Origin of the sequence: Polaribacter sp. ALD11 (genome assembly GCF_002831685.1) — a bacterium.
In the GTDB taxonomy this organism is placed as follows: Bacteria; Bacteroidota; Bacteroidia; order Flavobacteriales; family Flavobacteriaceae; genus Polaribacter.
This window is the reverse complement of sequence record NZ_CP025119.1, coordinates 1,037,768-1,057,172: the sequence shown is the minus strand read 5'-3', so window position 1 is coordinate 1,057,172 and position 19,405 is coordinate 1,037,768. Positions and strand designations below refer to the sequence as shown.

The following is a 19,405-nucleotide window of genomic DNA, read 5'->3' as shown; positions in this document are numbered from 1 at the left end:
TTCACTTTAGTGTAATTATTTTTTACAAGCTTTTCATAATTTAGAGTTCAAAAGCATTTTTCTGTATCGCATGGAAACCTGTAGCTAGTACTTTTTCTTCTATTTCGTTTATGGTAATTAACTTAGAAGTATGAATGGTAAATTCTCGAGGAAACACTTCAAGATCGAGTAACACATTTTTAACACCTTTTAACTCTAGTATTTTAGCCCTAATTTTCTCTAAATCATGAATACTCTTTGCATTGGTGCTAAATACTTTTCCATGGTTTCCTGGTATTACATTTTCATTTATTAAGCTCATAAATAGTCTGTTTTAATTTGGATTAACGGTTTGTGTTTCTCTTAAGTTTTGTGATTTTTTAAAGATTTCTTCTTCTTTTGTAAGTTGTTTTGGCAATTCTACATTCAGTTTTACCAATAAATCTCCAAATTGTAACGGTTTGCTATATATTGGCATTCCTTTCCCTTTTAACCTAAGTGTTTTTCCTGTTTCACTTTCTTTAGGTACCGTAACTTTTACCGTTCCTGTAAGCGTTGGTACTTCTATTTTACCACCAAGAATAGCGGTGTATAAATCTACAGTTGCTACATACCTTAGATGATCTCCATTTCGTTGGAATCTAGAATCTTGTTGTACTTTTAAAATAATAAATAAATTACCTCTATTGCCGCCTTTTACACTAGGTTGTCCTTTGCCTTTTATTTTTAATTGTTGTCCATAAAAAGCTGAAGGATTGCCTTGAGAAGGACGTTCGTTTTGTTTACTTCGATTAGCGTAATCAGGCCAATCATCACCAGTATGTTGGTATGCTTCCCAATTGGTGCCTAAAGCATCATACTTTTGCACGTTGTTCTTTATTACTTAAAACACCATTTGCCTCATTAATTTCTTTGAATTTTCTTCGGCATCTTTGTTGTCGGGGTTTTTATCAGGATGGTGTTTGGCTGCTAATTTTCTGTATGCTTTTTTGATGTTTTTTACAGTGGCATTTTTGCTAACTTCTAATATTTTATAATAGCCCTTATAATCCATTTATAATGAACGTTTATTAATTGACAGAATATCTGTTGAAAAAACTGACTTGCAGCGCTTTTTTTGCATCTTTTAAAAGCTGCTCAACTTCTTTAAGCGAAGTGTTTCTTATGTGTGCAATTTCTTTGAGATCTAAATGTTGATTGGTGTGTAGTTCAAAAACAGTACGCATTGCCAGTGGTAAATTGTGCAACACCATTGCGATGTGATTTTGAATTTCTTTGGTATTTAAATCTTTGTCTATTTTCTCAATTAAGGCTTTCTCCTTATTTTCTACAAATACGTGGTTTAAGGTATAATCATTATGGTAGTAAGAAATATCATCCAGTTCATCAATCATCAGTATATCTCCACCACCATCTGTACTATAATTTTCCTGCATTGCATCCCATTCAGGTTTGGAATAATCATCAATATTCTTGAAAAAAAGTTCGTCAAATTCTTCTTCGATAATTACATCCTCTAATAGTTCGTTGGCCTTTTTGTAGAGCCACATATAAAATTCGTCTGCATTAGAAAAGTTTTCAATATGATCATAGGTTTCAATAAACAACTCATCAATAAAATCATTAGGATCATATTTGTTTCTTGGAAAATGACCTTTCTGTATCGCCGCCAAAACTCTTTTATTTACGTATTGTCTTAAATCTGGCAAAATCTCTAAGAGCAAATCATAGAAGGCGGCTTCATTATCTTCTTGCTTATACTTAATAAGGTTTGGTAATTTTTGCTTTATAGAGACGCGAAGTTCTTTTCGAATTTTATAATGAATAGTTTGGGTTTCCATAGATTTCACCTTTTTAGTTGATTAAATAACAAAGTTGCAAATAGTAAAGTCTTAATAAAATGACCAGCGTCAGTAAATAGTACTTAGTTTAAGGAAATCTTAGCTGTTTTTAATTAATAGAATTAGAAGTTCCGCCTTATTTTATGTTTTTTTTTGAACGACCAAAACGGCTATTTATTAAATGATGAGTCGAACACCACCCAAAATTAACAGGCGTTTAGTATTGGTTTTACAGCATCTAATAAATTGCTTTCTCCTCGAATGATTAAACAATAATTGTTGTTTTTTAACGCAGTTAAATAATTATCGATGTTTTCTATATTAGTTCCCAATCCTCTAAAGATACCAGAAAGACCTGCTGGTAATGCAGCGAGTTCTCTTTTATCAACTTTATTAAGAAATGTAGGAGTTAAATGACCTGCAATAAATAAAGAACCAACTTCTGGGTTATGGAAATAACCAAATTGAAACTCCTTGCCTAATGCAGTACTTAATTGCTTCTTTATATAGGTAATGGTCTTTTTAAGTTCTTTTTTAGGAATTGTTTTATTGGCCGTAAGGGGGCCTAGAATCGATACCTGAAGAGGTATGTTGTTTTTTTGAGTAATATTATTTAAGACTATCTCTATTTGTAATAAATTTTGATAGGTTTTTATAACAAATAGTTTCTGTGGTATTTTACGTTCTTTAGAAAGCATGTTAAAAATGTTAATTTAGTTTCTACGGATTGCTAAATTAATGGTAACATTTCTTTTCTTCAATGACGAAGGTCAACTATTCTAATTTATCCAAACAGCGCAATATCTTCTAAGTTACTTATATCTTCTATCATAATTTCTCTTTGAGAACCTATGGTTATTAATTTTTCCTCTTTAAAATCTGTTAGCATTCTAATAGCAGTTTCAGTAGCTGTACCAATTAGACTTGCTAAATCTTCTCTAGATATATTAATTCCTTTATTTTTAGAATTATTTAGTATTTCATTTTTAGATAAATTCAACAGTACTTTTGCTAACCGTTGTTTAACTGTCGAAAAAGCCATATTTACTAGTTGTTCTTGAAGCTCAATTAAGTCGTTAGAAATCATGGTGATAAATTTATTTGAAATTAGCTTGTCACCAAATAACAACGTTGTAAAATCGGCTTTGGGTATTTCAAAAACTTCTGCTTGTTCTATTACTGTTGCAGTATCTCTATAAATACCTTTATTTGTTAGTAAAGAAAGTTGACCTACAAATTGTCCTGGTCCAAACAGGCCTGTTACCAAAGATTTACCAGACTCAGTAGTTTTAGATGTTTTTATAGCTCCTTTTTGTATAAAGTAAAGCGTGTTAGCAGCATTCCCCTCCATAAAGATGACGGCTTTTTTATTAAAGCTAACAGTGCTACGATTCTGAGAAAGACTTTCCATACCTTCATGTGCAGCGACTTCATCAAAAAACTGATTGATACCTTCAATATTTCTAGAGAACTCTTTTTTAAGAAAGTTATGTTTTTTAAGTCTGGATGCAACTGCTTCTAACAAATCTCTTTCTTCAAAAGGTTTTGTTAGATAATCATCGGCTCCTAGGTTCATTCCTTTTCTAACGTCTATTCTTTCTGTTTTTGCTGTTAAGAAAATAAAAGGAGTACTGGCAGTGGTTTTATCTTTATTTAGATGCAGTAATACATCATATCCATTAAGTTCAGGCATCATAATATCACAGATAATAATATCGGGTTTGGTAAGTTTCGCCATGGAAACACCTTTCTTTCCGTTTTCTGCTGTGCAAACCTCATAGTTTGCTAACTCTAAGATTTCTGCCGTATTTTCTCGAACATCTTGATTGTCTTCGATTAGAAGTATTTTTGTCATGATTTCACTATTTAATAGTTTTGGGCAACTTCAATAAGAAAGTAGTACCTGTATTTATTTTACTCTTAAAATCGATGGTACCATTCATAAGTTCTACATATTGTTTTACAATATTTAGCCCTAAACCTGTTCCTTCAATATTATACGCATTTTTTGCTCTAAAGAATCGGTCGAATAATTTGTCTTGTTCTTCTGCCGGAATTCCAATACCTTCATCTTTAACTTCAAGAAAAACAGAGTGGTTATTTTCTTCAATTTTAATAATAATATATGTGTTTTTTGGAGAATATTTAATGGCATTGGAGACCAAATTCATTAAGATATGGCGAACTAATTTTGGGTCAAGATTAAGAAAAACAGGGTGGTCGGGTGATGAAAAAATAAGGTTCTTTCCTATCTTTTTTGTCATAGATACTTCTTCAATAAATGTTTTAGAAAGGGCAACAAAATCAAACAATTCCTTATTAACTATAACTTTTCCTTCTTCTAACTTACTTAGAGACAAGAAATCGTTTAAAATAACAACCAAGTGTTTTACATTGTTCTTTATCTGAGTTACATATTTCTCGCGTTTTTGTTCCTTACCAGCTTCATTTTGTTTACCAATAAGAATTGCAGAAGTCTGTATAGCACTCAAAGGAGTTCTAAATTCGTGAGATGCCATAGAAACAAAACGAGATTTTAATTCGTTCAATTCCTGTTCTTTTTTTAATGCATTCTTAGCATCTCTTTCGATTTTTTTTTGTTCAGTAATATTACTATATACAAATAAGGCGCTAGAAATAATAGTATCATCATCGAGTAAGGGAATGGTGTTTACAGAGAAATATTTATTTTTATATACTATTTCGAAACGAAGGTGCTCTCCGGCAATCGTTTTTAAGATATCCTTTTTTAGTTTGTTTTTTTGTTTTTCGGAAAAGATGGAAATGTCATTAACATTGGCATTTTCAAAATACATTTTATTTAACCCTAATTGTATAATAGCTTCTCCTTCTATAAGTAGCATTTCTAAACTAGCGTTAAAAACAATAATAAAACCATTAGGAAAGCTCTTAGCAATTGCAGAGGATAAGGATTTGCTAGCAGCAGCATTTTTCTCTGCTTCCTTGGTTTCTTGCATCTGATCTTCGAGATTTAAATTAGATGCCACCAATTTTTGAACCGTAGTGGTCAGTTCATTTGTTCTGCTGGTAACTTTTTCCTCTAACTCTTCAGAATAAGATTTTAGTTGAGCTTGGCTAATTGTTAGGTTTTTTTCTGTTTTTTTAAGTTCTGTAACATCAATTATAAAGGCTATTACAACATGTTCCTCCTTTACTGTAGCAGGGCTTAAACTTATTTCTAATTGAAATTGAGAGCCATCTTTTTTTAATCCCCACAGCTCTAAATCTTGTCCCATACGTCTTGCCTTTGGCTTTATTATATAACCTTCTCTATGGCTTTTATGGTTTTTTTTGAATTTTTCAGGAATAAGACTTTCTACTTTTTTTTCTATTAGTTCTCCAATCTTATAGCCAAAGAGTTGTTCGCTAGCTGGATTGGCTTTAATAATGACACCTTCTGCATCTACTACTAAAATACCTTCCACAGATGAATGAAATATACTTTGAAATAGGTCTGTATCTTGTAATTGGTTACTCACTTTTATTGGTATTTAGTTCTACAATCTACGCCATTTAAAATGACATAAGGCATCTTTTACTAATTTGATTTTCAAATATTTAATAAAGCTGATATATGTCATTTCAATTCATAGTTTGTGTCTGTAACTTTGGTTTTTATCAATATGAATTAATACAATAGAAATGGAAGCAACACAAGAAACAGAACAGATTACTTCACTGCCTAGAATAGGAGACGCAGCACCTCAATTTAAAGCCGTTACAACACAAGGAGCAATTAATTTTCCAGAAGATTATATCGGAAAATGGGTAATCTTGTTTAGTCACCCAGCAGATTTTACACCTGTTTGTACTTCAGAATTTATAACGTTTGCACATTTAGAAAGTAAATTTAATAAAGCGAATTGTCAATTAGTTGGTTTGTCTATTGATGGTTTATACAGTCATATTGCTTGGTTACGAACTATTAAAGATAAAATTGAATTTAATGGAATGAAGAATGTAGAAGTCAAGTTTCCTTTAATTGAAGATATTACGATGGAAGTGGCTAAAAAGTATGGAATGATTCAACCTGGTGAAAGTAAAACGCAAGCGGTAAGAGCAGTGTTTTTTATTGATCCAAATAGTATTGTTAGAGCCCTTATTTATTATCCGCTAAGCTTAGGAAGAAATTTTGATGAGATTTATAGAGCATTGATTGCAATGCAAACAGCTGATGCTTTTAATGTAGCAACTCCAGCAGATTGGAATCCTGGCGATGATGTAATTGTTTCGCCTGCGGGAACCTGTGGTGTTGCCGAAGAAAGAATGACTTCTAAGGATGAGTTGGAATGTAAGGACTGGTTTTTCTGTACTAAAAAATTAGGAAAAGAAGAAGTGTTAAAAGCTATTTTGAAGAAATAAAAAACCCTTCAAAAAAAATACAATAAAAATAATTTTATATGAACCTTTTAAATAAATGAAATTATGATGAATTATGACAATTACCAATTTGTAGGAATGCATTTTTTCTGGTGGATTATGTGGATAATCGTTCTATTTTGGATTTTCGCTACACCCTACAAAATCCCAGGAGAAAGAGCAAAAAAAGACACACCACTCGATATCTTAAAGAAGCGTTTTGCTTCAGGAGAAATAAATAAGGAAGAGTTTCAAGAGAAGAAAAAAATTATTGAGAACTAAATATTGTTAATCGCTGAATTCAAATAAAAGTAAAATTAATATTTGTTTGACTTATTAATAATCTTTTAAATGGACTAATGTGTTGCTTTATAATTAAAATTCAACTCAAGATAGTTTGCGAGTCTTGTTTTACAAAGAGTTGGGAAAACGAGGTGATTATTTTTATAAACATTAAACAGAGTTTATTTGGAGACGTTTTCTCAAACCCAATGGTAAAAGGTATAGATCAAAATGCCAATATACTTACAGTAGTATTAAACTATTTAAGAAACTAGAATGCTAAAATCATATATATGAAAAAAGAGGAATTTACAATACTTAAAGCATCTGGCGAGCGCGCAAAATTTTCAGTTCCTAAATTAAAGAACTCGTTACGACATAGTGGAGCCGATGAGAAGAGTATCTCACAAATTATAAATGTAGTGAGAGATGAATTGTATCAAGATATTTCTACAAAAGAAATTTATAATAGAGCATTTGCATTATTAAAAAAGAAGAAATCTATCTATGCATCTAAATATAAATTAAAAAAAGCCATTTACGAATTAGGACCAACTGGTTTTCCTTTTGAAAGGTTTGTTGCTGCAATTTTACAATATTCTGGCTATGAAGTTGAAGTTGGTAAAATACTACAAGGTAAATGTGTTACGCATGAAGTGGATGTAATTGCAAAAAGAAAAGAAGAATATATTATTGTAGAATGTAAATTTCATAGTGATAGAAGTATTAAATGTAACGTAAAAATTCCGTTATATATTCATTCTAGATATAATGACGTGGTTGCCAACTATGTTAAAGATAGCAATTGCCCAACGGAAGGTTGGGTGGTTACAAATACTCAGTTTACAAAAGATGCAATAACCTACGGAAAATGTTGTGGCCTTCATTTGCTAAGTTGGGATTTTCCAGAAAATAACGGACTTAAAGATAGAATTGACCGCTTAGGTTTATATCCCATTACAGTTTCTTCATTAATGACTATGAGAGAAAAACAATTTTTATTAAGTAGAGATGTTGTATTGTGTAGACAACTTTTAAATGATACTTTTTATTTAGATCATTTAGGAGTTTCAGAAAAAAGAAAGCAAAATATTCTCAAAGAGATAAATCTTCTTTGTGGTAAATCATAAAAATATGAAAACTGTTAAAATTCATTTCTTTGGAGCAGCAGGAACGGTTACTGGTTCTAAATTTATTATTGAAACCTCAGAAGGCAACTTTATGATAGATTGTGGAATGTTTCAAGGCTTAAAGGAACTCCGAGAACAAAACTGGAATCCTATTCCTTTTGATGTTAAGACCATTGGAACAATATTGTTAACTCACGGTCATCTAGATCACACAGGATACCTACCTCGTTTGCTAAAGCAAGGTTTTAGAGGAACCGTTATTGGTACAGCACCTACTTTAGCAATTACCGAGATTATTCTTAAAGACAGTGGTAAAATCCACGAAGAAGAAGCTAAAAAAGCCAATAAAGAAGGCTATTCTAAACATGCTCCTGCCAAACCATTTTATACTGTTAAAGAAGCAGAGAGTACAATTGGTCTATTTAAATCTGCGGAACTAGATACTTGGTATGCTATCTCTAAAAATGTGAAGTATCGGTTTAAATACAATGGTCACATATTAGGTGCTACATTTATCGAGTTAGATATCTTTGGAAAAATAATGGTTTTTTCTGGTGATATAGGAAGAAGTAATGATGTACTCTTAGCTCCACCTCAAAAACCAACACGAGCAGATTATCTGTTTATAGAAAGTACGTACGGGAATAAATTACATCCTACAGAGAGTGTTACAGAAAAATTGGTAACACTTATCAATCACACCATCGATACTCAGGGGAGTTTAATCATTCCTTCCTTTGCTGTAGAACGGTTACAATTATTAATGTACCTCCTTTATAAATTACACAAAGAGAACAGAATACCTAACATTCCAATATTTATAGACAGTCCTATGGGGAATAATGTACTTGCTGTTTTTGAGCGATTTTCAAAATGGCATAAGATTCCACCTAAAGAGTTTCTAGAGATGCAAAAACGAATGAATATTATTACATCGTATCGTGAAACTTGGGAAACAATAGATGCTCCACGCCCAAAAATTGTGATTGCTGGAAGTGGTATGGTAACAGGCGGACGTGTATTAACGTATTTAAAACAACTTATAGACGAGCCAACAACAACCGTACTGCTGGTAGGCTATCAAGCTGAAGGCACAAGAGGTAGACAATTGTTAGACGGTGCACACGAACTTAAATTCTTCGGAAAATGGATTCCAGTAAAAGCAACAGTTCATCAAATTGAAAGTTTATCTGCGCACGCAGACCAGACAGAGCTTTTAGATTGGTTAACAGACATTAAGAATGTTCCTGAAGAAGTTTTTCTAATACACGGCGAACCGTCGTCCTTAGATGCTTTTCGAGTAAAACTTAAAGACACTTTCAATTGGAACGTGACGATACCTAAACTTTATGAAAGTAAGGAATTCCATTTTTAAGATGAGGTCTTATCTGACAAGTAATTTTATCAAATCAATAAATTATCATAAAAACACACATTCAAGGAACTTCAACTTAATAAAAAATAAATGAAAACGAAGATAGAACTGGAACAGAATATAATAAGCATCACAGCTAAAATTCACAACGAATTTCCTGAGTTGTCTAAATACATTATTGAAATACCAATGAACGATTCTAAAGAAGATGAGGTAGATATTAAAAACCTAGAAGATTACTATAATTCTTTAAAAGAGATTGTAAGTAATTATGCCAACACACATAATAAATAAAAAGAATAATTAAACCAATAAAAACACAACAATGAAAATTCAATTTAATACCGATAAAACAATTCCTGGAGATGAAAAAGATCAGCATTATTTTACTTCTTTGATAGCAGAAGGGGTAAAAATTTTCGAATCCCATATTACAAGAATAGAAGTACATCTATCAGATGAAAATGGAAAAAAGGAAGGACATAATGTTATGAGATGCTTGTTGGAAACTAGAATTGAAGGCAGACAACCGTTAGCCGTTTCATGTCAGGCCAATACTGTTGAACTTGCTGTATCAGGTGCTGTCGATAAACTTACAGCTTCTTTAGAAACAATTCTTGGGCGGATACAAAATAATGAAAAACCACTTAATTAAAATACAAATGAAAACACAAAAAAACGTAGGTATCTGGATGGATCATTCAATCGCAAAATTGATTGATTTAACTTCCAAAAAGCACAGTAATTCGATAACATCGAAATTTACTTTTGATACAAAAGAAGAAGCATTGAGTAGAAGTGAAAAATTAATGCATAATAAAAGGCAACAAATGAATGAAGCTTTTTATAAAGAAATTGCAAATGCCATTTTAAAATATGATAGGGTACTTTTATTTGGGCCAACAAATGCAAAAACAGAACTGCACAATTACTTGAAGACCGATTTACATTTTAAGGATATAAAAATCGGAATTGAAATAGCAGATAAGATGACAGATAATCAACAAGAGGCTTTTGTTAAAAATTATTTTGAAGGGCAATAAGCCAGATTACCTTAAGTCGTTCAAATATTTCATTTGATTGATTAGAATAGTTAAAACCTATGAAATGTCTTTTTCTCTTTGCATTAATTATATGCAGTGCTTGTCAAACGAAACAGGACACGATAAGCCCTGTAAAACAATCTATCACGGAATCTGTGTATGCTTCAGGGCTTATTGTAAGTGAAAATCAATACCAGGTTTTTGCAACAGTAAGTGGCATTGTTGATGAGGTATTTGCAGACGAAGGAGTAACCGTAGAGATTGGTTCTCCCATTATATCTATTATTAATGATGCACAACGTTTGATATCGGACAACGCTAAATTATCAGCTAATTTTAATGCCTATAATGTGAATCGTGGGAAATTAGAAGAAGCGAAGTCGTTTGTCGATTTGGCAAAAAGTCAAATGGAAAATGATGCAATTATGCTAGAAAGACAAGAAAGGCTATGGGCGCAAAATATTGGATCTAAAGTTGTCTTAGAGCAGAAAGAACTTACTGTTAAAAAGTCTAAAAACACTTATGAGTCTGCAAAAGAAAAGTTGGAAGAGGTCGAAAGGCAACTGGAGTATCTCTCTAGGCAAGCCAAAAACAATCTACTAATCAGTAATAAAAACACAAGTGATTATCTTGTGAGAAGTAAAGTAAAAGGTAAGGTGTATCAAATAAATATCTCTAAGGGCGAAATTGTAACACCTCAAATATCAATTGCTATAATTGGAGATGATAAAAAATATCTCCTTGAAATGCAAATAGATGAATATGATATTGTAGACATTCAAGTAGGCATGCCGGTATTGGTTGTATTGAATAGCTATCGCGATTCTGTGTTTAATGCTGTGGTGTCAAAAATAAATCCAATGATGAATTTGAAAAGTAAAACTTTTACCATTGAAGCGGAATTTGCAAGTCCACCAACTACACTATACCCAAATATTTCCTTTGAAGCCAATGTGGTCATTAAAACAAAAAAAGAGGCATTACTTATACCAAGAAATTACCTGCTGAATGACTCTATAGTTGTAAATAAATTTGGGAAGAGGTTTATTGTAAAAACGGGTTTGAAAGATTACCAAATGGTAGAGATTATTTCAGGTATAGATGAAAATGAAGAGCTTATTCTTCCAGAGTAATGAAAATTAAGCTCATTACTCGAATTTCAATGGCTTTGCTCACCGCTAGGCTAAAGCAAACTGCGGTTGCTGCCTTTGGGGTTACCTTCAGTATTATGATGTTTATCGCTTTGCTGAGTTTTATGACAGGATTAAACGATTTGCTCGATAATTTGATATTAAACCGTACGCCGCATGTAAGACTTTATAATGAAATATTACCATCGAAGGTGCAACCCATTGCCAGATCAACAGCATACCCCAAGGCTTATCATTTTGTAAGACATATTAAACCTAAAATTGAGCTACCAGAAATACGGAATAGTGAAGCCATCATCAAAGCCCTAAAAAAGGATTCGAATGTTCGTGGTGTTGCACCAAAAACCACAGTGCCCATTTTTTATAATGTAGGCACAATTAATTTAACGGGTGTCATAAACGGTATTGATGTAGATGCAGAAAATAAGCTTTTTACGTTTCAGGATTACGTAGTGAAAGGTAAAACTATTAATTTAAAAAACACACCTAATAGTATCATTTTAGGCATTGGTGCTGCTAAGAAAATGCTCGTTCAGATTGGTGACAACATTCAAATAACGACAAGCGATGGAATTCGATTTCCTTTGAAAGTAGTTGGTTTTTTTCAATCAGGAGTAGATGAGGTAGACAAAGTTCAAAGCTATGCAACACTCGCTACTACTCAAAAAATACTAGGTAAGCCTAAAAGTTATGTTACCGATATTCAGATTAAATTATTTGATATGACTCTGGCACCAGCCCTTGCAAAAAGGTACAACACATTGTTTGAAGTAGAGGCGATTGATATTCAAACAGCCAATGCGCAATTTGAAACTGGTAGTTCTGTACGGACACTAATTTCTTATGCAGTGGGCATAACATTACTTATTGTTGCTGGATTTGGGATTTACAATATTCTTAATATGATGATTTATGAAAAAATGGACTCTATTGCCATTCTTAAAGCTACTGGCTTTTCAGGTAAAGATGTTAACTCTATATTCATCACCATTGCCTTAACTATTGGTATTGTTGGTGGAGCGTTGGGATTGCTATTTGGATTAGGACTATCTGCATTGATTGGTGAAATTCCATTCAATACCGCTTCCTTGCCAGCCGTAAAAACATACCCCATAAATTACAACCCAAAATTCTATTTGATTGGGGCTGTATTTTCTATCATCACTACTTATTTCGCAGGGTATTTCCCTTCTAAAAAAGCAAGTAAAATAGATCCTGTAGATATAATAAGAGGAAAATAAATATGAAAAAAAAAGTTATAGAAGCCATTGGTATTAATAAATCTTTTTATAACCCTATTACCGTAAAGGTGTTAACAGATGTTAGTTTTTCTATCAATGCAGGTGAGTTTGTTTCTGTTATGGGAAGGTCTGGTTGCGGTAAATCTACTTTACTCTATATTTTATCCACGATGGATACCAGCTATGAAGGAGAACTATTTCTAGATGGCATTAACATGACAAATAAAAAAGACGTGGAACTCGCCAAAGTGCGAAATGAAAAAATAGGATTCGTATTTCAGTTTCACTATTTGCTCAGTGAATTTAACAACTTGCAAAATGTAATGTTGCCAGCACTTAAGTATGGAAAGCTGTCGGAGAAAGAAATAGAACATAATGCTTATCAGAAATTAAAAATACTAGGTATAGAATCTGAAGCATTAAAGTATCCCAACCAGTTGAGTGGTGGTCAAAAACAACGAGTAGCTATTGCCAGGGCATTGATTAATGATCCCATAATTATCATGGGAGATGAACCTACAGGGAATCTGGACAAAAAGAGCGGAGATGTTGTATTTAATATTTTTAAGGAGCTAGCGGAAGTATACAACCAGTCTTTGTTGATTGTTACACACGACCTTGACTTTGCAGACAACACGCATAGAACGATCACTATGGAAGATGGTAAAATAATTAGCACTGGTTTATGATAAAATGAAGTAAATCAATGAAACATATAAAACTTATGTTACATATTTTTACGTCTATTGCTATTAGGATTTTAAATATTAGCAAGGTTTACTATTAAAAAAAACATACATTAAAGTCATCAATTTTAAATAAATTTTAGGATGGAGCAGTATAATTACGAGAAAATTTCTAGTGATAGAATTTTTAGAATTCTAGAAAAAAGAAACCCATTTTCAAACAAAGGAGATTTTGGAAATGCAATTCTATTTGTTGGAAGTTATGGTAAAATGGGAGCAGCAACTTTAACATCCACAGCCTGCTTACGTACAGGTGTCGGTTTGCTTACCGTTTATATTCCCAAATGTGGATATACAATTTTACAAACTTCGATACCTGAAGCAATGGTTGTTTGCGATAAAGAGGAAACAATGATTACTGCTGCTATTCCGCTTCATCATTTCAATGTTGTAGGCATTGGTTGCGGCATCGGTACCTGTAGAGAAACTGCAAAAGCTTTAAAAAAAATTATCCGTAGTTTTGATAAACCGATGGTTATAGATGCTGATGCGATTAATATTATTTCAGAAAATAAAGAGTGGTTAAAATGGATTCCTGAAGAAAGTATTTTTACACCACATGCCAAAGAATTTGAACGCTTGGTTGGAAAATCATCCAATGAAATTGAAAGAAAAAAAATGCAAATTGAGTTTTCACAAAAGCACCATGTGTATGTAATTTTAAAAGGACATGAAACCATTATTTCTTGTCCGAATGGAAATATTTACCTCAACACTACCGGAAATGCAGGTATGGCAAAAGGAGGTAGTGGAGATGCACTTACGGGAATGCTAACAGCTTTTTTAGGGCAAGGTTATACGCCTGAAAACACATGTATTGCAGGAGTTTATTTACACGGCTTAGCTGGAGATATTGCGGTAAAAGAAACTGGAGAATTTTCTTTACTTGCCTCCGATTTAATTAAAGCTATTGGTAAAGCATTTCTAGCAATAACACAACGTAAATAAAAATATAGACGATGTTCAATAACTTTGGTATAAATGGTTTAACGGATGAACAGGTACTTCTTGCAAGGAAAAAATTTGGAAAGAATAAATTAAATTATAAACAAGAAAATACGGTTTTAGATGCCATAAAAAATTTGGTAAAAGAGCCGATGATTATTTTATTATTGGTTGCGGCTCTAATTTACTTTATAAGCGGAGAAATAGGCGATGGTATTTTTCTTTTGTCTGCTATTCTTATCGTTTCGACTCTTTCTTTATTTCAAGATTCTAGAAGCCGTAATGCTTTGCAAAAACTAAAAAACCTAACACAACCCAACTGCAAAGTAATTAGGAACGGTAAAACGATAGCAATAAAAAGTGAAGACTTAGTAGTTGGCGATAGTTTAATTGTAGAAGAAGGCACTTCTATTACAGCTGATGGAATTATTATTCACTCCAACGACTTCTCTGTAAATGAATCTATACTTACTGGCGAATCGTTCTCTGTTTTTAAAGACCAATCGATGGAAGATAATCTTATCTTTAAAGGTACTACCGTTGCTAGCGGTTTAGCCATTGCAACCATTACAAATATCGGTAACGAAACCAAGTTAGGGGAAATTGGCAATAGCCTTGAAAGCATTAAGGAAGAGAAAACACCATTAGAGTTACAAATAAACAATTTTGTAAAAAAGATGGTGATTGCTGGTGCCATAGTATTCATAGTGGTTTGGGCTATCAATTATTTTCATTCATACAATTTTTTAGATAGTTTGCTAAAGGCGCTTACGTTGGCAATGAGTATTTTACCAGAAGAAATTCCGATGGCATTTACTACATTTATGGCGATTGGTGCTTGGCGTTTAATGAAAATGGGAATTGTAGTTAAACAAATGAAAACAGTAGAAACACTGGGTTCTGCCACAGTTATTTGCATTGATAAAACAGGAACAATTACCGAAAACCAAATGAGTTTGGCTAAAGTATTTTCGTTGAAAACGCAAAAAATTGTTAATCTAGATGAAGCGAATGACGATGAAAAAAACTTAATAAAAACAGCTATGTGGGCAAGCGAGCCTATTCCATTCGACCCAATGGAGGTAGCTTTGCATAAGGCTTATGGTGATTTATATACAGAAGATGAACGACCAAGTTTTAAATTAATTCACGAATATCCGTTGGGAGGAAAGCCGCCCATGATGACACATATTTTTGAAAATAATTCAGGCATAAGAATTATAGCAGCCAAAGGTGCACCCGAAGCATTAATGGCTATTTCTAATGTATCAAAAGAAGAAATACAGCAAATTGAAAAAGCCATACAAACTATAACTAGTGAAGGATACAGAGTCTTAGGTGTTGCCGAAAGTGAACTTACAGGTAGTAGTTTCCCTAAAACACAACAAGAATTTATCTTTAAGTTTAAAGGAATTGTCGCTTTTTATGACCCTCCAAAAAAGAATATAGAAACCGTTTTAAATCATTTTTATCAAGCAGGAATTAGAGTAAAAATAATAACGGGAGACAATGCAGAAACAACCACAGCCATTGCCAAACAAATTGCATTTAAAGGATTTGAGTATAATATGAGTGGAGATAAACTGATGCAATTGTCAGATTTTGAATTGCAGGAAAAAGTGATGAATACGAACGTTTTTACGAGGATGTTTCCTGAAGCTAAATTAAGAATCATAAATACCTTAAAGTCTCAAAATCAGATTGTAGCAATGATAGGAGATGGCGTAAATGACGGGCCTGCTTTAAAAGCAGCACACATTGGTATTGCCATGGGAAAGAAAGGAACAGAAATAGCCAAACAAGCAGCTTCACTAATTTTATTAGAAGATGATTTATCAAAAATGGTGGACGCTGTTGCTATGGGTAGAAGAATCTATACCAATCTAAAAAAAGCAATTCAATACATTATATCCATTCATATACCTATTATTCTTACCGTTTTTATACCATTGGCATTAGGTTGGGTTTATCCAAATATATTTTCCCCAATACACATCATTTTTTTAGAATTGATAATGGGACCTACCTGTTCTATCATTTTTGAAAATGAACCCATGGAGAAGAATACGATGTCTCAAAAGCCACGACCATTTACAACTACTTTTTTCAATAGGAAAGAGTTAACAACAAGTATAATTCAAGGAGTAGCCATAACTGTAGGAACTTTGTTTGCCTACCAATATTCGGTTTACCAATCTTTTGATGAAACGCTTACTAGAACAATCGTGTTTACTGTTTTAATAACAGCTAATATATTTTTAACGCTTGTGAATCGTTCTTTTTACTATTCAATTTTTACTACTTTAAGATACAAAAACAAGTTGGTTTTTCTCATTATTGCCATCACCATCATTATTTCGGGATTATTGATATTTGTACCACCATTAACAAACTTCTTTGAGTTTGAGAAACTTACCTTTTTACAGTTATTTACGAGTATTGGAATCGGTTTTATTTCTGTAATTTGGTACGAATTAGTAAAAATAAAAATAAGGTTGAAAAATAAAGTCAACACCACAATCTAATTCCTTTTGATAATCGTTTAGCATTGCCAGTCTTTAAGAATGGTACTATAAATTATATAGCCAATAGGGTTAATAGTCTAAATTGATTTGAGTAATTTCACAAAAATATTTAGAATAATTTACAACAACTCACGCTCATGGAAAATCAGAATTCAAATTTAAATTCACAAATTAATAAAGAACTTGTAAATAGTATCGTACATGGTTTTGGAATTATTTTTGGTATTGTTTCTATTCCTATTCTAATAGCATTTGCTATTAAAAGTGATAATACTTCTGGTATTATTGGTGCGGCTATATATGGGTTTTGCTTTTTACAGCTTTTTACTTTTTCTACACTTTACCACGGAATTCAGCATATTCAGGCAAAACGCACACTAGAAATCCTAGACCATATTAGTATTTATTTCTTAATAGCGGGAACCTATACGCCGTTTTTATTGATGTATATGGATAATTCTTTTGGTATTACACTGCTATCGGTTTTGTGGGGTCTTACGGCATTGGGAATTATTTATAATATTTTTTTTACAGGAAAATGGAAGGTTATTTCAACATTAATTTACATAGCAATGGGATGTATTATGGTTGTTGGCGGACGTACTTTTTTTGAAAGTATTCCTATTAATATCCTCACGATGCTTCTAATTGGATGCGGACTTTATCTTGTAGGTGTTGTTTTTTACTTATGGGATAAATATCCTTACAACCATGCGGTATGGCATTTTTTTGTACTCGCAGCCGCTGTTTGCCATTACGTAGCTATTTTATTGGCAGTCGCATCTAATTGATCCTAAAATGAATTCGATTTGTTTTAGAAGATGAAGTTCAAATTCAATAATAACTTAAAACTTTTATTTTTTTTTGAACTAGAAACTACACTTTTATAAAGGTGTTTTAATTCTCTTTAATCAGCATGTTAATTTAAACGACTGTTTACAAATAAGGAAAGATTAGAAAAATTATATGAGTATAATTCTGTAAGCAATATTAAGTAAAAATAACCCTGTAAAAAACAGTAAGGCATATATAACTTGTACCAACTTGATATTTATAATTTGTAGCGCAGCAACTGTATTTTTTGGAATTATAAACAAAGACAGACCTATAAATAGAGATGTCCACCCAATGAGTGTAATAAGAAGTTTATAATTAGATTCCCAAATATTATGAAATAAAATATTCAGCAATCCCATAATAATAGAAATAAAAGAAGCCATTATTAGAAATTTTTCATCGCGCAAATCTTTTATAATTTGCTTACTTCGTCTAGGATTAAAGGTTAATATAAAAAAGAAAATAAGAAGATACCATCCCCAAAACTTTGCTAAAAAAAATTGAATTGTCCATGATTTATGATGTTTTACGTTTATTGCTTAAAAAAGGTATGATTATTATACTTGTATAAATAATTCTTAATTTAATAGATACTAGTAGTTTAACTCTTGTTAATAATTGCGTTAGTATTTAATTTGGTTCCATAAAATTTATCAAATATGATACAGGCTGTTAAATCTCCAGTCACATTAACAGCCGTTCTAAACATTCCTAAAATACGATCTATTCCAATTATAATAATTAAACCATCTATAGGAATGCCAGCACTCTGTAATACCGATGCAAGAATAATAACGCCGCCTCCAGGAATTGCTGGTGTTCCTATAGAGGCAGCCACAACGGTAAAAGTAATTAGAAGCAAACTCATTATAGACAATTCCACACCATAAGCTTGTGCCATAAATATGGTTGTAATACATTGAAATAGTGCGGTTCCATCCATATTTATTGTAGCACCAACAGGAATAACGAAATCACTAATATTAGAAGAAACCCCTAATTTCTCATCAGCTGTTTTCATAGAAAGTGGCATTACAGCTGCAGAACTAGCAGTAGAAAATGCCAATAGTTGAGGTTCTCTTATCGCTTTTAAGAATTTAAAAGGATTTTTATTGGTGATTATTAAAATGAGTATTAAATAGAATGCTAATAAAATAATTAGGCCTAGCATAACAACAAACATATAATACCCCAAACCAAGAAATATCTCTATACTTGTTCTAGACAGTAAAGCTGCCATCAAACCAAAAACGGCATAAGGTACCAGCATCATTGCCCACGATACTACAATCATGCATATTTTCTGAATCGCCTCAGAGAAACGAATAATAGGCTTCGCTGTTTCAGAACGAAGTTGGGTAATTGCGACACCAATAATAATGGTAAAAATTACTACACCTAACATTTCTCCTGTTAAAATAGATTCCATTGGGTTATTTGGAATAAGGTTTGAGATTGCATTTGGAATGTTCCCAATAAGATCCGTTTGTTCATCAGGTATTATTTGACTTTTACCACTATTTGGAAATCCGCCTAAATCAAAAATATATTGACCAGGCTTTAAAATAAGTGTTACTACCAAACCAATTGTAATGGCAATGGTAGTTGTGAAAATAAAATAGAGTAGTAGTCGAAGTCCGAAGGTTTTCAGGTTTTCAGACGTGTTCCCTACAATTCCTGTAATAATAGATGTAAATATCAACGGAATCATAATCATTTGAACGAGCCTCATAAAAACTTTTCCTGGCAAGTCAAGCCAATCAGCAATTCGCAAACTAGAAGTTTCAGAAAGAAATCCTGCAGACGGATTCAGTATTATTCCTATTGCTGCCCCTAAAAGGAGACCGATAATTACTTTAAGCCATAAGCGCCCTTTGATAAGGCGATCTAAATGAAACGATAATTTATTAAGAGATCTAAATTCTATCAT

Annotated in this window: 21 protein-coding genes; 13 read left to right on the top strand and 8 right to left on the bottom strand. The window is 32.4% G+C overall.

Features of this window, described 5'->3' with window-relative positions:
* Positions 1 to 40: 40 nt before the first annotated feature.
* The 7 genes from CW731_RS04725 to CW731_RS04695 all read right to left on the bottom strand — a co-directional run bounded on the left by CW731_RS04725 (position 41) and on the right by CW731_RS04695 (position 5,320).
* Positions 41 to 301, bottom strand: a complete 261-nt coding sequence (locus CW731_RS04725; protein WP_100945648.1) for a heavy metal-associated domain-containing protein — start codon at positions 299 to 301, stop codon at positions 41 to 43.
* A 12-nt stretch (positions 302 to 313) separates the two neighbouring features.
* Positions 314 to 847, bottom strand: coding sequence for a DnaJ C-terminal domain-containing protein (locus CW731_RS04720; protein ID WP_302849639.1), 534 nt, complete (start codon positions 845 to 847; stop codon positions 314 to 316).
* A 15-nt stretch (positions 848 to 862) separates the two neighbouring features.
* Positions 863 to 1,033, bottom strand: coding sequence for a DnaJ domain-containing protein (locus CW731_RS15870; protein ID WP_302849638.1), 171 nt, complete (start codon positions 1,031 to 1,033; stop codon positions 863 to 865).
* Between the two features lie 16 nt (positions 1,034 to 1,049).
* On the bottom strand, positions 1,050 to 1,820 hold the full coding sequence (locus tag CW731_RS04710; RefSeq protein WP_100945646.1) for an RNA polymerase sigma factor: 771 nt from the start codon (positions 1,818 to 1,820) through the stop codon (positions 1,050 to 1,052).
* Positions 1,821 to 2,026: 206 nt separating this feature from the next.
* A complete protein-coding gene (locus CW731_RS04705) occupies positions 2,027 to 2,518 on the bottom strand; it encodes a hypothetical protein (protein WP_100945645.1) in 492 nt (163 codons plus the stop codon).
* Between the two features lie 86 nt (positions 2,519 to 2,604).
* The gene (locus tag CW731_RS04700) at positions 2,605 to 3,675 is read right to left on the bottom strand and encodes a response regulator (RefSeq protein ID WP_100945644.1); all 1,071 of its coding nucleotides are present in this window, start codon (positions 3,673 to 3,675) and stop codon (positions 2,605 to 2,607) included.
* A gap of 7 nt (positions 3,676 to 3,682) precedes the next feature.
* The gene (locus CW731_RS04695) at positions 3,683 to 5,320 is read right to left on the bottom strand and encodes a PAS domain-containing sensor histidine kinase (RefSeq protein WP_100945643.1); all 1,638 of its coding nucleotides are present in this window, start codon (positions 5,318 to 5,320) and stop codon (positions 3,683 to 3,685) included.
* Between the two features lie 163 nt (positions 5,321 to 5,483).
* Here CW731_RS04695 and CW731_RS04690 point away from each other — a divergent pair, with 163 nt between their 5' ends.
* The 13 genes from CW731_RS04690 to CW731_RS04630 all read left to right on the top strand — a co-directional run bounded on the left by CW731_RS04690 (position 5,484) and on the right by CW731_RS04630 (position 17,429).
* Positions 5,484 to 6,203: a peroxiredoxin gene (locus CW731_RS04690; protein ID WP_100945642.1), complete on the top strand. Its 720-nt coding sequence runs from the start codon at positions 5,484 to 5,486 to the stop codon at positions 6,201 to 6,203.
* 63 nt (positions 6,204 to 6,266) lie between these two features.
* The gene (locus CW731_RS04685) at positions 6,267 to 6,482 is read left to right on the top strand and encodes an SHOCT domain-containing protein (protein ID WP_368356659.1); all 216 of its coding nucleotides are present in this window, start codon (positions 6,267 to 6,269) and stop codon (positions 6,480 to 6,482) included.
* Between the two features lie 293 nt (positions 6,483 to 6,775).
* Positions 6,776 to 7,612, top strand: coding sequence for a restriction endonuclease (locus CW731_RS04680; RefSeq protein ID WP_100945641.1), 837 nt, complete (start codon positions 6,776 to 6,778; stop codon positions 7,610 to 7,612).
* A gap of 4 nt (positions 7,613 to 7,616) precedes the next feature.
* Positions 7,617 to 8,987, top strand: coding sequence for an MBL fold metallo-hydrolase RNA specificity domain-containing protein (locus tag CW731_RS04675; RefSeq protein ID WP_100945640.1), 1,371 nt, complete (start codon positions 7,617 to 7,619; stop codon positions 8,985 to 8,987).
* 90 nt (positions 8,988 to 9,077) lie between these two features.
* A complete protein-coding gene (locus CW731_RS04670; protein WP_100945639.1) occupies positions 9,078 to 9,281 on the top strand; it encodes a hypothetical protein in 204 nt (67 codons plus the stop codon).
* Between the two features lie 31 nt (positions 9,282 to 9,312).
* Positions 9,313 to 9,642, top strand: coding sequence for a hypothetical protein (locus CW731_RS04665; RefSeq protein WP_100945638.1), 330 nt, complete (start codon positions 9,313 to 9,315; stop codon positions 9,640 to 9,642).
* Between the two features lie 7 nt (positions 9,643 to 9,649).
* Entirely contained in the window at positions 9,650 to 10,030 is a 381-nt protein-coding gene (locus CW731_RS04660; protein ID WP_100947625.1) for a hypothetical protein, read from the top strand.
* Positions 10,031 to 10,089: 59 nt separating this feature from the next.
* Complete coding sequence (locus CW731_RS04655; protein WP_100945637.1) at positions 10,090 to 11,163, top strand: efflux RND transporter periplasmic adaptor subunit; 1,074 nt, start codon at positions 10,090 to 10,092, stop codon at positions 11,161 to 11,163.
* On the top strand, positions 11,163 to 12,422 hold the full coding sequence (locus CW731_RS04650; protein ID WP_100945636.1) for an ABC transporter permease: 1,260 nt from the start codon (positions 11,163 to 11,165) through the stop codon (positions 12,420 to 12,422). Before CW731_RS04655 ends, CW731_RS04650 begins: the two co-directional genes overlap by 1 nt.
* 2 nt (positions 12,423 to 12,424) lie before the next feature.
* Positions 12,425 to 13,111, top strand: coding sequence for an ABC transporter ATP-binding protein (locus CW731_RS04645; protein ID WP_100945635.1), 687 nt, complete (start codon positions 12,425 to 12,427; stop codon positions 13,109 to 13,111).
* Between the two features lie 141 nt (positions 13,112 to 13,252).
* The gene (locus tag CW731_RS04640) at positions 13,253 to 14,116 is read left to right on the top strand and encodes an NAD(P)H-hydrate dehydratase (RefSeq protein ID WP_100945634.1); all 864 of its coding nucleotides are present in this window, start codon (positions 13,253 to 13,255) and stop codon (positions 14,114 to 14,116) included.
* Between the two features lie 11 nt (positions 14,117 to 14,127).
* On the top strand, positions 14,128 to 16,638 hold the full coding sequence (locus CW731_RS04635; protein ID WP_100945633.1) for a cation-translocating P-type ATPase: 2,511 nt from the start codon (positions 14,128 to 14,130) through the stop codon (positions 16,636 to 16,638).
* Between the two features lie 137 nt (positions 16,639 to 16,775).
* Entirely contained in the window at positions 16,776 to 17,429 is a 654-nt protein-coding gene (locus CW731_RS04630) for a hemolysin III family protein (protein WP_100945632.1), read from the top strand.
* 647 nt (positions 17,430 to 18,076) lie between these two features.
* Here CW731_RS04630 and CW731_RS04620 read toward each other — a convergent pair.
* The gene (locus CW731_RS04620) at positions 18,077 to 19,405 is read right to left on the bottom strand and encodes a dicarboxylate/amino acid:cation symporter (protein ID WP_100945630.1); all 1,329 of its coding nucleotides are present in this window, start codon (positions 19,403 to 19,405) and stop codon (positions 18,077 to 18,079) included.